Origin of the sequence: Zhongshania sp. R06B22 (genome assembly GCF_040892595.1) — a bacterium.
GTDB classification, from domain to species: Bacteria; Pseudomonadota; Gammaproteobacteria; order Pseudomonadales; family Spongiibacteraceae; genus Spongiibacter; species Spongiibacter arctica.
The window spans coordinates 2,712,484-2,725,397 of record NZ_JBFRYB010000001.1; the positions used below are offsets into that span (position 1 = coordinate 2,712,484).

The following is a 12,914-nucleotide window of genomic DNA, read 5'->3' on the forward strand; positions in this document are numbered from 1 at the left end:
CTGCTCTCACTATCTTCTTTCACTACCGTCTATCACCGCCGTTGAACAGCGGCCACGGATTATATACCAAAACTTATATCGGTTTGCGATCTAGCAGCGCGGCCGCTAGCCCTAGAAAAAAGCCCAATAACAAACCGCTAACGTGGGCTGTATTGGCAATTGAACCAAGACCCAATAACTCTGTGAAGCCAGCCATACAAATTAATAGCCACACCACCATCACTATCGCAACGCCTTTCGCCAGCGGAAAGGCCTGAGTAGGCCGCAAGTGATTCCATATCACGATATAGCCCAATAAGCCGTATATCACACCAGACATGCCGCCAAATAAAGACACGCTGCTGATGGCCTGCGCAATATTCGATCCCGCAGCGACGAGTAAGACTAATCCGAGTATCCGCACCGCGCCCTGACGGCGCTCGATCATACCCCCCAGCTCCCACAGCCAAAGACTATTAAACACGATATGCATGACGCCAAAATGCAAAAACGCTGGGGTAATCACTCGCCACAACTGTCCAATCGGCCAATCGCCGCGCAGGGTGCCATCAACAATATAGAGTTGATAAAAGCTCAGGTAGGGCAAGTATTGATAGTCGCGATCAAGAGCGGGCAACAATGCCCCGAGAAAACTCAAAACAAGTAGTATCGCCACCACAGGCACGCTGAAGAAACGGCGATACCAAGCTCGCTTAGGCTCCACACGACGGCGCTCAATAGTGACTGCCGCAAGTTCTGGATCGCCGGCCTGCAAGCGCTCATAAAGTGTTTTTACCTGCGCCGCATGATGTTCCGAGCCAACCCAAAGCACCTGCATACCACGCTCTTCGGCAATACGGTGAGGTATTGAATCCTGCCAAAGTAATAAAGAAAATCTCGCTAAATCTGTACTTAAGGGCAAGCGTAAACCCACTACTTCAGACATCTGAATCCTCTTTACCGATATGCGTTCCCCAGCCCAACTTATCTCTGCAGCTTGCATAAAAGCTGTGATCCAAGGGATGTACCAAGCGCAATTTATGCGGCTTTTTACGCACATAAATAACATCGCCAGGCTGGGACGTAATTTTCACCTGACCGTCACAGGTTACCGGCGGATGAACCACATTCCCGCGGCCAACCACCATTTTAATTTCACTTTTTCCGTCGATGACGATCGGGCGGCTGCTGAGGGTATGTGGAAACATCGGCACAATGGCAATCGCATCAAGGCGCGGGTGCATTATTGGGCCACCGGCAGACAGCGCATAGGCTGTTGAACCGGTCGGGGTCGCGATAATCAAGCCATCCGAGCGTTGGCGATACACAAACTCCCCGTCAACAAACAACTCAAACTCCATCATATGACCGGAGGTACCGGAGTTTAGTACTACATCATTAAGCGCGTCGCCGCGACCGACAGGTTCGCCGTCGCGCAGCACTTCAACATCCAGTAAAAATCGCTGCTCTAGCCGGTAGTGGCCATCTAGTACTGCGCCAACTTGGGTTTCTATTTCATCTGGAGAAATGTCGGTTAAAAACCCAAGGCGTCCGCGGTTTACACCAAGAACCGGCGCATTGTGGCGAGCCAATGTTCTGGCTGCGCCGAGCAGGCTACCATCACCACCAACAACAATAATAAGATCACAGACCTCGCCAATCATACGGCGTGAACTCACCCGTAGATCGTGATCATCTAGTAATTCAGACACCGCTTCGTCAAGCACTACACCCAACTCTCGGACCTGAAGAAATTCAATTAGGCGCCTTAGAGTTTCAGCAACACCGTTGCCTTCGCGCCCTATCACACCTATATTGCGAAACTGTTCCATAGTACCTACTGTCGATTATTGGGCGCTCATTGTACTAAAAGCGCGGGCCAGTTGGGCGCCATTGGCGAGTTTGGGACATAACAACGCTAAGCCGCAAGTAAAAACCCGCAGATTTCTAGGAAGATCACCTGCCTTAAAGTCAAAGCTGACCTATGGAGCCTGACCATCACTGCTGCCACATTGCCCTATTTTAAGTCTCACCTCGTTCGCGCCCTAGCTTGGAGCTGCTTTAGCGAAACGCTTATTAACGAAATAGCGGCCCCAATCGCGCCCATCCGCCGCCCGAACTTACCATTAACTGCTTATCGTCTTGACTGGTTACAAAAGCTTGATGCCAACGATCTCGCTCTTAAAGAGTATCTACACCAACACTGTCACAGCACGCGGCTAGGATTGGTATTTGAAAGCTTATGGCATTTCTTTCTGCTGGAGGACCCCGACACCGAACTGGTCGCCCATAATATCCCCGTTCGAGACGGCAAGCTGACGCTGGGAGAGTTTGACCTAATTTATTATTGCCGAATATCCAAACGCCACATTCACCTTGAACTCGCGGTGAAATTCTTTCTTGGTATTCCCAATAAGCACAAGGCACCCGATCTGAATCAATGGTTTGGCCCCAATCGCGCCGACCGCCTAGACCGCAAACTTGCCAGGCTCACCCAACACCAATTGCCACTTGCTCACACCGAGGCAGGCCAAGCCGTTATTAAGCAACTGGGCATCGATAATATTGAGCAAGAACTGCAAGTGAGTGGCATTTTGTTCCACGCCAATCTCGAGGACGGCCAGAACCCGCCCCTCAACCCCAATCACCAACGGGGCGATTGGCTCAGCACCAGCGCATTCCAATTAGCGCAGTCACAATCTGGCAAACAAAATAGCTGGCGGTATATCGAAAAACCCAGCTGGTTGGGAGCCGAATTCGATACCGCAACATTATTGACAGATAAACATCTAGAAATGGCGATTCATAAACCCATCATGCTGATTAACGCCCAACAGCAACGGCGCTTTTTGGTCGCTGACGACTGGGCAGACTAGCGACCTGCCGCGCCCAAATCCAAGCCAAAGCCACGCCGCCCCTGCAGGCCGCCGGTATGAATAAGCAATACTCGATTGCCCGGGTCAAATTCCTTATTGTCGACCATATATTGTACCGCATACGCCGCTTTGGCGGTGTACACCGGATCAAGCAAGACATTCTGGCGGCGCTCGAATGCCGTCATATATTCCGCCATGTGCTGCGGTAATCGCGCATAAGCACCGCCGTGAAATCGATGATCCAGCCGCCAATTACCTCTGTCACCACCCAAATCTGACAATAATATAGCAATATCCGTGGCCATAAATTTCTCGGCCTTTAATACCGGTATTCCTATTACTTTTACCCCGTCTGCACTCTTTGATGCCACCCCGGCTAAGGTTGTGCCAGTACCGCAGGCAAGAACCACCGCAGCATAGGCTTGACCCGCGGCTGGAATTAAATCGACGATATTCCCACACCCCTGAGCGCCAAGTACATTACCGCCGCCCTCGGGAATCAAATAAGTATTAGGGTATTGAGCTGCCAGCTCAGCGATAAACACCGTATCGCCACGGCGACGATAATCGCTGCGACTTAAATAATGAAGGGACATGCCCCAGTCTTTGGCATCTTGTAAGGTTGGTGTTAGCTGGGAATTCGCATCTGCTCGCACGCAGCCAATAGTTGCGATCCCTTTGGCGCGACCCACCGCCGCTAGAGCATGCAAATGGTTTGAATATGCGCCGCCAAAACTGAGCACGCTGAAAGCGCAGGCGTTTTCGGCAGCGACGATGTTTGGCAACAACTTAAACCATTTATTGCCCGGAGCAAGACTGTCGAGTGCATCTAATCTAAGCACATCGACCGCAACCCCGCAGGTTGAGGTGTACAAATACTGAATCACTTGGACCTTATACCACCTTGATTAAATCAGCGGAAAAAAGCAAAGCCCTCACGCCAACCCTGAGGCGCTATGTTCGTGACAGCGATCGCTTTCACCCGAACGGAACAACATAGGCCGCATCACTTTCTTAATAGGTTGACCACAGTATTGCATCTCGTCATCAGTCGCCCGGCATATTGGTAAACGATAATGCGCTAGCCACTCTCGATACTGTGTATCTGACACCTCGCATCGCAACGCCACATACGCCAGCGGGTCACGAAGATATTCCGGCATTTCATCCTGAGAGATAACCAAATGTTCAACACCGGGGTGGTAAGCAATGAACACCACGCCTTTTTCAACCATGGTCTTAAGCAGCTTATCGTCACTATCCACCATTAGCCTACGGTTTTGCTCTCGCAGCGCGCTTAACTCACCACGCAACTCGACAATTTCAGTGGCGCGGTCATAAAGTTCTTGTTCGCGCCGACGCAGAGCATCCTCTAAATGAATGGCTTGATCTTTTAAGCGGCGCTCCAGCTCCTCAGCGTACTCCTTACGCAAGCCTTCCATTTGACTCTGGTAGTCCTGTCCGCCTTTTTCAAACAAGGCCTCTAGTTCTTCGGTTTTTTGATGCATTAAGCGCTGCTGGCGATCTAAACGCGATTGCACCTCTTGCTCTAAGACCAGTAATTCGTCCAGTTTGACCTTTTGGTTTCTAATCAATGATTCACGATCTAAAAGCTGGCGAGTAAAATCCTCCGCCTGCAACTCCAGCGCGCGGCTAAAAGTTTCCGCCTGGGTGGCCAGTTTTAGCTGCTCCGCGCTGCGTATGGCCCGCAGTTTACTGCGATATCGACGATGAAATACCGGCCCCGGCGCCGCACTGGCGGGCGTCGAGTGCTCTGCCTGCAGCGGACTATTATCTGGAGTTTTAAAAAAATCAGATACATTTGCGCGAGAAACGACGCGATCGGAGCGCTCACTAATAATACCTAGGCGGTTGCGCAGCGCTGCCGTACTAATTCGACTAAACGTACCAGTCGCAGCGGTGTCTGGATCCCACAGCTGTCGACGATACCATGCTACAGGACAAGCGCTGCGGCAGGCCACACGGATAGGCCCAGCGCCTAAGTCAGGGCCGTAGCTGGCGTGATCAAGGAGATGACGAAGGGGGATATTCCACTGCCCGGTTACTTTTCCGCGGCTGTCAAAACTGATGGTAAAAAACACCACCCCAGTGACCCTTAAAGTCTCGTCGATTTGCACGAAAGCGGCTTGAATCTCATCACTCGCGAAATCGGGAATACCGACCACATCATCCAGCACTGCCTCAAACTCTGCAAAGAACATTTCTTTAACGACTTCCGCGTCTTTAAAGAAAACGACTGCTTCCGTTAACCCGCCCAAATAACCCCCAAGAATACTTTGTTATATCGTTTGCACATCCATGCGGAACGTAACACGCAATGCTTTAGCCATGCGGAATTACCTACACCGAATTATAGGAGAGAAATACAAGGTACAGGAAAAAATCACGTAGCAGAAAGACGAAAACGGAAATATTGAGGGATGGTGCAGTAATAGGATTTGTTGGCGGACCGGACGAGACTCGAACTCGCGACCTCCGGCGTGACAGGCCGGCATTCTAACCAACTGAACTACCGGTCCAGATATAAACATAAGTCACAGGCATCAGGCGAGCCATGCGAAATATGAGGTAAAGCAAGAGGAGGTCTAAAACTTAAAAGTTGGCGGACCGGACGAGACTCGAACTCGCGACCTCCGGCGTGACAGGCCGGCATTCTAACCAACTGAACTACCGGTCCGCATACTTTTACTCGATTATGGTGGGTGATGACGGGATCGAACCGCCGACCCTCTGCTTGTAAGGCAGATGCTCTCCCAGCTGAGCTAATCACCCTCTCAATCGAGTGAGGCGCATTCTACAGGAATCGCTTTGGGTGTCAAACGCTGTGCGGTGTTTTTTCACAATTTCTTTGGAAAAAAGCTATAACACTGATTTTGCTCATTTTTTATCCAAATTCCCCAAGCCCAGAAACGACCAGCAAGTCAATCAAGTAAGGCGAGCTGTACAGCGCCCTGCTAGCTGATTAACATTGGCGCCCAATCCATTAACTGATACCAAGCAAGCGCTCTTGCATCATAAAACCGAGACTGACACGTGGAAATATACAAAGAGTTTACCTTTGAAGCGGCTCACCGACTTCCCAACGTTCCCGAAGGGCATAAATGCGCTCGACTGCACGGCCATAGCTTTCTGGTCAGAATATTTATCGCTGGCGATATCGATCCCCAAACGGGGTGGCTTATGGACTTTTCAGAGGTGAAAAAAGTGTTCGCGCCCATTTACGAGCAATTGGACCACAATTATTTAAACGACATCGACGGACTCGAAAACCCTACCAGCGAAAATATCGCGATCTGGATATGGACGCAATTGAAGCCCTTACTCGGCGCACTAAGTCAGGTCGAAATCCGAGAAACCTGCACCAGCGGGTGCATTTACAGGGGAGGGTAATTTTTAGCCCCCGCACCGATAGAGAGCATCCTCGGTAAAATATTCAGCAATAGGTGAAAATACGTAACAGGTAACATCATTTAAGCCTTGACGTAACACTTATTCACAGATAAGCGATCAAGGAGAAAAACTTGTCGCTTAGCGCAACAACGTTATAACAAGAATCACAAAGCATCACTAACTAACTGTTTTTTATAGTATTTATTAAAATGACTGTTTTTTGAACAATTTGTTAAAATGCCGATTAACCCTCCCTCTCCTGCGACAACCTACAAGTTACCCACCAAGTTATCCACAGATACTGTGGACAACATTTCACCCCAATAACAGTACCAAGACGTTACTACAAGAAATTTTTTATATTAAATTTATCCATCGAGGGCTTGCAATTCATAATCGCTATGACACACCGAGTGGCGTATGCCATCCCTAGCTCGCCTAGAAATCAACCCACTTAAACTTCAGTAATTCAAGAACCTTAAGCTGTAATAATTCCGTCACAATAAAGCGCATTTAGTCACATTACTGTCATAAACTTATCCGTGAAATAAAACCTCAACATCCAAAATAAGAAAAAGTCGTCCGGCGACTTATCTCGCATCACACTGAGAGATCTATATGAAACCACAGCGGCTACCCACCATACTAATACTCTGCGCTGCGCCGCTCGCACACGCAGATGTGTCTTTCTATGGGAAGGCAAATATTTCATATCAAAACACCAAACGAGGAATTGACTCAAACTCCAAGCAATGGGAATTAAATAGCAACGCCTCAAGAATCGGTATAAAAGGCGACATCCCAATTGATGACACCAATATAAGCGCCATTATTCAAGTCGAGTACGAAGTTGCTATCGATGATGGTGAGACCGGGAACGCGCAGAGCTTAAAGCAACGTGACACCTTTGCCGGCCTAACTGGCAGCTGGGGTACAGTGGTTGCAGGGCAAATGAATACCGCAACTAAAGATATGAGTCGAGAAGTCGACTTATTTAACAATCTTGCGGTCGGAGACGTCAAATACTACTTAAGTGGTGAAAATCGGCTGAAAAACACCATTCGCTATAGCTCACCCCGTCTATTTGATCACCTAAGCGGCAGTATTGCTGTCGTACCGGGCGAAGACAGCAGCACCAACCAAGACGGTCCGGCCGACGGCACAACCATCTCCGTGCGCTACGATGGCGACGGTGTGGCAGTCGGATTTGCACATGACCAAGAAGTTAATGGCAAGAATGTTAATCGCGCGATTGCTCATCTAGAGATCATGAATATTGACCTTGGCATACTCATTCAAACCTCCGAAATCAGTAAACCAATAAACAATAACGACGAAGATGAAGAAGCCGGCGTGCTAAGCCTATCCTATCACGCCAACAATAAGCTCGATTTTAAATTTCAAATAGGCCACACCGAGATCGACCTATTTAATGGCGACAAGCAGTTAGATCAAATTGCGACCGGTGTCGACTATAGAATCAGCAAGTCATTAACGGCGTATGGCTATAGCGCGCAAGTGACGAGTAAGTCCAGTGCGACTAGCACCTCAAAAGACCGCACGACCGGTATTGGTATGGTACTGCGGTTTTAATGAGTCACATGCCAGTGACGAGAAAGGTAGCTGGCGTTGGCGTATATATTCACTAAGAAACACACAACGCCAACTCCAGCCTTCTAATAAAAATTAAACTCTAACGGTCGCGTAGTGATTAACACAAAAACCACGCGGCGTTATTGCCGCCAAGTCTTAGAAGAGCTTCGCTAGGCAAAGCTCATCGCAAAACCTAATAACTTAGCGACCACACCGTAAACCCAGGTCTTGATGGTTTTCCACCACTCTGGCTGCTCGCGGCTCTCTCTATCTACATTGGCCTGCTCTAAAATATACGCGTGTAATGCGTAGGCATCAGCGTCACTTAGCACTTCAGAGAAACCGACCATCCCCGCTTTCGCCATAACACCATCGAGCACAATCGCATTAAAATTATCATGGAAAGCCTTGGGCAAATGACGTAAATCAGGGATTGCTCCGTTTGAAATAGCCTCAGTGCCGTGACAGGCACTACAATAAGCGTAATACAGCGTTCTACCCTTCTCAAGCACCGCTTTATCTTCTGTTAAACGCGCTGGTGGCTCGTGCGTTTGTTTGAGCGGGTTCGCTGGTAATGGTGCCGCTACGCCCCCTAATTTAAAGGTCAATACACGACTTGGTGGCGGTGACACCTCTTGCTCTAGCCCGGCGATCAAACCAAAAGCACCGCCCCAGCCGGCTAAAATTGTTACATACTGCTCGCCATCAACGCTGTAAGTGACTGGCGGCGCCATAACACCGGTATTTGCGTCAAATGACCACAGCTCTTCGCCATTGTCAGCACGAAACGCCAGCACCTCGCCTTCCGCCGACCCCTGGAAAACCAGACCGCCAGCTGTCGCTAATATGCCACCATTCCACGTTAGCTTATGTGGCACCTGCCACGCCGCTTCCTGCTTAACAGGGTCCCAGGCCAACAGAGCGCCCTGCGTAATTTTACGGACCAATATTTGGGCTAAGATAGGGTCTGCAACGGCCTGCTGCTGGAGATACACGCCTAAATTCCACTGCCCCCACTCATATAAATAATCATCCACTGCTTTATATTCAAACAAGCTATTAATAACAGGGATATACACCAAGCCGGTTTGCGGACTATAGGCCATTGCCTGCCAATTGTGGGCGCCCATAGACGACGGTCTAACCAATTGCGCCTCGTTCAAATAGCGAGCATTTTCAGTTTCGACAGGACGCCCAGTTTCTAAATCGTAGTGACTTGCCCAGTTCACATCAACATAGGGCTCAGCAGAAAGTAATTTGCCATTGAGCCTATCTAAAATGAAAAAGAAGCCATTTTTAGGTGCATGCCAAATAACCTTGCGCGATTCACCTTTAACATCCATATCAGCAAGCATGATGTGCTGAGAGGCGGTGTAATCCCAGGACTCGGCCGGCGTTTCCTGATAGTGCCAAATGTATTCGCCACTGTCGGGGTTAAGCGCAACAATCGACGACAAATAAAGATTGTCGCCACCTTCCGGACTGCGTATTTTCGCATTCCACGGCGATCCGTTACCGACACCGATATAAAGCTGATCTAATTCATTATCGTAAACGATAGAATCCCAGACCGTGCCGCCACCCCCGTACTCCCACCACTTACCGGTCCAGGTCTCCGCCGCAGCTCTCATCGCCTCGTTTTCAAAGCCGTCTGCGGGGTTAGCGGGAACCGTGTAAAAGCGCCACAGTTGCTCACCGGTGTTCACATCGTAGGCACTGACATAGCCGCGCACACCATATTCCGCGCCGCCATTACCAATAAAAACTTTACCCTTGGCTACCCGCGGCGCGCCCGTAATCGTATAGGGGTAGGCTTTGATGTCAGCGGTTGCAACTTCCCAAACTTTTTCACCACTAACAGCATCCAAGGCAATTAAGCGCGCATCGAGGGTACCGAATATTATCTTGCCCTCGTAGGCTGCCACGCCGCGATTAACCACATCACAACAAGCCATCTTCGCCCACTCACGAGGAACCTGCGGATCATACTTCCACAGCAACTCGCCACTTCGGGCGTCCAGTGCGTAGACCACACTCCAGTTACCCGTTAAGTACAACACCCCGTCTATTGCGATTGGCGTTGCCTCAAGACCGCGATTAAAATCAGTATCAAATGACCACGCCAAACTTAAATCTGCGACATTGCCGACGTTGATTCTATCTAATTCACTGTAACGCTGCTCTTTGTAATCCTTGCCATAAGACAACCAATTGTCCGGCGAATTAGCAACGATACTCTCGGTATTAACCTTTGTTGTAGCACCGGCATAAGCAAACAATGAATGGAATACCATACCGACAACAAATACCGCCGACATAATATTGCTACTGATTTTTAACATGACCATTTCTCACTATTATTATATTTTGTTCGCTGCCAAACATCGTGCGCCGACATGTAACAGCGTTAAACCGAGCTCCTTAGCACTATGCTCACTCTGGATTAAATCCGACCTTATCGCTGTAGAACGACTTTATCTCAGCAAGATCTTTTTCGTAGTTGCCACTAGGATAAAACACCTTGCCAATGCCAGTCTGCCGCTTCTTGGTGTCAAGAAAAGCAAGATAAATTGGCACGCCGGCGCCGACCGCAATGTGATAGAACCCTGCCTTCCAGTTGTCGACCTTGCTCCTTGTGCCTTCTGGCGCTATCAATACCAGCAGATCATCTCGCAAAGCGTACTGCTCAATAATTTGATCGACGGTGTTATTTGTTTTACGTCTATCGATACTAATGCCACCAAACCAACGCATGACAAAGCCCACCACTCCCTTGGGAAACAAGGTGTGCTTACCGATCCAGTGGACATCTAAACCCAATACAAAAGCCGCCCCCATCATCGTCGGAAAATCCCAATTACTGGAATGCGGCGCTGCAATCAATATATATTTCTTATGGCTAGGTTTTTCACCGACTACTTCCCAGCCTCGCAGCCAAGTAAGGGTTATAAACATCAAACGGAAAAAGCCGCGCACAATAGGCGTGTTAAAAACAGTACGGGTTTGCATGAATCAGAATCACTCTGGCACAACTAACAGACACTACATCATTGTTGCGCTTATTTTTGGTTACGGGGAGTTTACCAACAAGCAGGATCAGTACAAGCACCCTGCCCTTGTGGAAAAGGTATTTAAACGAATCTTAATCTTTAAAATCGGCGGTCTTACCTTCGCCCGTCGCGGCAATGGCTAGCATCACATCCTCAAAACTCAGCATGCCACCATTCCAAGTCGCCTGATAATTTAAGGCATCTGCCACGCTGTGGTCACGGGTATAAAGCAACATTTGCTTGCAGCCACGAATCGCCAATGGCGACTTACGAGCAATATCTTGAGCAAGCGCGGAAACCGCTTCAATCATTTCTTCATAGCTATCAAAACGTTGATTAACCAAACCAATACGCTCTGCCTCGGCTGCATCTACATTGCGCCCAGTGTAGGCGAGTTCACGCATCACTCCGGCGGGGATAATATGCGGCAGCCGCTGCAGGGTACCCACATCTGCCACCATGCCTATATCGATTTCCTTTATCGAAAATTTGACGCCGTCACAACAATAACGCATATCACAGGCACTGATAACATCGACACCGCCACCCACACAGCTGCCCTGAATAGCGGCTAGAACTGGCTTACGACAGCGTTCAATAGCGGTTAAATTTCCCTGCAATCGCAAAATGACAGAGCGAAATTGCTCAACAAAGCGAGACCGTTCCAATTCGTCTGCCGCACCAGCCAAACCTGCAAACATTGCTAAATCAATACCTGCGCAAAAGTGACGACCTTCACCGCACAACACCACAGCACGCACAACAGGCTCTTGATCTAACCATTCAAAGCAGGCCTGAATCTCATCCCACATTGCTTCGTTCATCGCATTAGCTTTGTCGGGGCGGTTAAACGCAACCCAGGCGACATGTTCTTCCATTCGCACTTGCAGCGTGGTGTAACTTGGGGGAACCACATTATTCATTATTGTCTCCACTCTTTCATAAAATCAGTCTGAGCCAGCTCGGGAAGGGGTTTTGACTGCCCACCCCGTGTACCCAGATACAAAAAACCAGAAATTTCTTCGTGGCTCTCTAGATCTAAACCACGGTGAACTATTTGGTCAAAAGCGTTGGCACCTGTGCGCCAAATACCTGCGTAACCCAAAGCTTCGGCTGCCAGAAGCGCACCATATGCGGCGCAGCCCGCCGACAGCTGTTGCTCAATACGCGGCACAGTCGGGTGCTCACTAATGCAGGCAATCACCACCAAAATAAGTGGCGCACGCAGGGGCTGCTGCCGACAGCGCAGTAGATCCGCCTCATTCACGCTGGAGTCACGCTCCTGTGCAGCATCCGCGAATAGTTCACCCAGCGCTGATAAGGCGTCGCCGCGGACAAGTAAAAAACGCCACGGCCGCAGACGACCATGGTCAGGTGCCCGACTCGCAGACGCAAAGATTTCAGCTAGCGCATTATCATCTGGCCCCGGTGCGCATAATCTGGCTGCCGAATTACGACTTTTAAGCAGCGTTAGTGCATCCATTATGCCGCCTGCTTAGCGCTGACACGAAGTTGCTTCAATTGCTCTGGGCTCACTGGCTCTCCACTTTCATAGAATTGCTTCATACTTATTGCCACATCACGGATAACGCCTCGAAATACTTTATGTAATAGGCGCTCATACAAAAATCGGCCAAATCCGCCCCAGCGCATATCGAACATTAGGCTAGTGGTAAGTGCCGTGCAGTTATGACCGGCGTCATCCAAGCGGTAGCGAAACGCGGCCCGAGCGAACGGCGGTGGCGCGCCCTTCTCGCCATTGTGAAGCCGAATTAAAAATCCCTGGCCGTCAGACCATTCCGACACCGTTTCATCCAGAGGTTTACCCGATGCCTGAAACACCCTGCGGCTGGCATCCACGCCCTCAGTCTTATCCGTGGTTATTTCAGTGCGAGTAATGCCTGGTACGTAATTATGGGCAAGCGACAAATCCTTTAGCAAATTCCACGCCTGCTCCTTTGGCATATTTATAACGACTCGCGCAGCCGCCTCATGTCTCATTGTC

12 protein-coding genes and 3 tRNA genes are annotated in these 12,914 nt (G+C 49.5%); 3 read left to right on the top strand and 12 right to left on the bottom strand.

Annotated features, from left to right (window positions below):
- Positions 1–73: 73 nt before the first annotated feature.
- Both AB4875_RS12360 and AB4875_RS12365 read right to left on the bottom strand, forming a co-directional pair.
- Positions 74–925 carry a rhomboid family intramembrane serine protease gene (locus AB4875_RS12360; RefSeq protein WP_368376365.1) on the bottom strand — a complete coding sequence of 284 codons (852 nt, stop codon included), beginning with the start codon at positions 923–925 and terminating at the stop codon, positions 74–76.
- Positions 918–1,811 (bottom strand): NAD(+) kinase, encoded by an 894-nt coding sequence (locus AB4875_RS12365; RefSeq protein ID WP_368376366.1) that lies wholly within the window; start codon positions 1,809–1,811, stop codon positions 918–920. The genes AB4875_RS12360 and AB4875_RS12365 overlap by 8 nt, the downstream gene beginning before the upstream one ends.
- Positions 1,812–1,991: 180 nt before the next feature.
- Between AB4875_RS12365 and AB4875_RS12370 the strand changes: the two genes are divergently transcribed.
- The gene (locus tag AB4875_RS12370; protein WP_368376367.1) at positions 1,992–2,855 is read left to right on the top strand and encodes a DUF1853 family protein; all 864 of its coding nucleotides are present in this window, start codon (positions 1,992–1,994) and stop codon (positions 2,853–2,855) included.
- Here AB4875_RS12370 and AB4875_RS12375 read toward each other — a convergent pair.
- The 5 genes from AB4875_RS12375 to AB4875_RS12395 form a co-directional block, all read right to left on the bottom strand.
- Positions 2,852–3,742: a 1-aminocyclopropane-1-carboxylate deaminase/D-cysteine desulfhydrase gene (locus AB4875_RS12375; protein ID WP_368376368.1), complete on the bottom strand. Its 891-nt coding sequence runs from the start codon at positions 3,740–3,742 to the stop codon at positions 2,852–2,854. The genes AB4875_RS12370 and AB4875_RS12375 overlap by 4 nt on opposite strands.
- A gap of 48 nt (positions 3,743–3,790) precedes the next feature.
- On the bottom strand, positions 3,791–5,134 hold the full coding sequence (locus AB4875_RS12380) for a hypothetical protein (RefSeq protein ID WP_368376369.1): 1,344 nt from the start codon (positions 5,132–5,134) through the stop codon (positions 3,791–3,793).
- A 184-nt stretch (positions 5,135–5,318) separates the two neighbouring features.
- A tRNA-Asp gene (locus AB4875_RS12385) sits at positions 5,319–5,395 on the bottom strand.
- A gap of 81 nt (positions 5,396–5,476) precedes the next feature.
- Positions 5,477–5,553: transfer RNA gene (locus AB4875_RS12390), tRNA-Asp, on the bottom strand.
- A gap of 19 nt (positions 5,554–5,572) precedes the next feature.
- Positions 5,573–5,648 (bottom strand) — tRNA-Val (locus AB4875_RS12395).
- Between the two features lie 261 nt (positions 5,649–5,909).
- Here AB4875_RS12395 and queD point away from each other — a divergent pair.
- Both queD and AB4875_RS12405 read left to right on the top strand, forming a co-directional pair.
- Positions 5,910–6,266: a 6-carboxytetrahydropterin synthase QueD gene (queD, locus tag AB4875_RS12400; RefSeq protein WP_368376370.1), complete on the top strand. Its 357-nt coding sequence runs from the start codon at positions 5,910–5,912 to the stop codon at positions 6,264–6,266.
- Between the two features lie 618 nt (positions 6,267–6,884).
- Positions 6,885–7,859, top strand: a complete 975-nt coding sequence (locus AB4875_RS12405) for a porin (protein WP_368376371.1) — start codon at positions 6,885–6,887, stop codon at positions 7,857–7,859.
- A 170-nt stretch (positions 7,860–8,029) separates the two neighbouring features.
- Here the strand turns inward: AB4875_RS12405 and AB4875_RS12410 are convergent, their stop codons facing one another.
- The 5 genes from AB4875_RS12410 to AB4875_RS12430 form a co-directional block, all read right to left on the bottom strand.
- Positions 8,030–10,201: a PQQ-dependent dehydrogenase, methanol/ethanol family gene (locus AB4875_RS12410; RefSeq protein WP_368376372.1), complete on the bottom strand. Its 2,172-nt coding sequence runs from the start codon at positions 10,199–10,201 to the stop codon at positions 8,030–8,032.
- Positions 10,202–10,292: 91 nt separating this feature from the next.
- On the bottom strand, positions 10,293–10,868 hold the full coding sequence (locus tag AB4875_RS12415) for a lysophospholipid acyltransferase family protein (protein WP_368376373.1): 576 nt from the start codon (positions 10,866–10,868) through the stop codon (positions 10,293–10,295).
- Positions 10,869–11,001: 133 nt separating this feature from the next.
- On the bottom strand, positions 11,002–11,832 hold the full coding sequence (locus AB4875_RS12420) for a crotonase/enoyl-CoA hydratase family protein (protein WP_368376374.1): 831 nt from the start codon (positions 11,830–11,832) through the stop codon (positions 11,002–11,004).
- A complete protein-coding gene (locus AB4875_RS12425; protein ID WP_368376375.1) occupies positions 11,832–12,392 on the bottom strand; it encodes a nitroreductase family protein in 561 nt (186 codons plus the stop codon). Before AB4875_RS12425 ends, AB4875_RS12420 begins: the two co-directional genes overlap by 1 nt.
- On the bottom strand, positions 12,392–12,910 hold the full coding sequence (locus tag AB4875_RS12430) for an SRPBCC family protein (RefSeq protein ID WP_368376376.1): 519 nt from the start codon (positions 12,908–12,910) through the stop codon (positions 12,392–12,394). Before AB4875_RS12430 ends, AB4875_RS12425 begins: the two co-directional genes overlap by 1 nt.
- Positions 12,911–12,914 lie beyond the last annotated feature (4 nt).

What these genes read in the sequence shown, in the direction of transcription:
- AB4875_RS12360 (WP_368376365.1), bottom strand. Translation starts at nt 925, where the DNA reads ATGTCTGAAGTAGTGGGTTTACGCTTGCCCTTAAGTACAGATTTAGCG.
- AB4875_RS12365 (WP_368376366.1), bottom strand. Translation starts at nt 1,811, where the DNA reads ATGGAACAGTTTCGCAATATAGGTGTGATAGGGCGCGAAGGCAACGGT.
- AB4875_RS12405 (WP_368376371.1), top strand. Translation starts at nt 6,885, where the DNA reads ATGAAACCACAGCGGCTACCCACCATACTAATACTCTGCGCTGCGCCG.
- AB4875_RS12410 (WP_368376372.1), bottom strand. Translation starts at nt 10,201, where the DNA reads ATGTTAAAAATCAGTAGCAATATTATGTCGGCGGTATTTGTTGTCGGT.
- AB4875_RS12415 (WP_368376373.1), bottom strand. Translation starts at nt 10,868, where the DNA reads ATGCAAACCCGTACTGTTTTTAACACGCCTATTGTGCGCGGCTTTTTC.
- AB4875_RS12420 (WP_368376374.1), bottom strand. Translation starts at nt 11,832, where the DNA reads ATGAATAATGTGGTTCCCCCAAGTTACACCACGCTGCAAGTGCGAATG.
- AB4875_RS12425 (WP_368376375.1), bottom strand. Translation starts at nt 12,392, where the DNA reads ATGGATGCACTAACGCTGCTTAAAAGTCGTAATTCGGCAGCCAGATTA.
- AB4875_RS12430 (WP_368376376.1), bottom strand. Translation starts at nt 12,910, where the DNA reads ATGAGACATGAGGCGGCTGCGCGAGTCGTTATAAATATGCCAAAGGAG.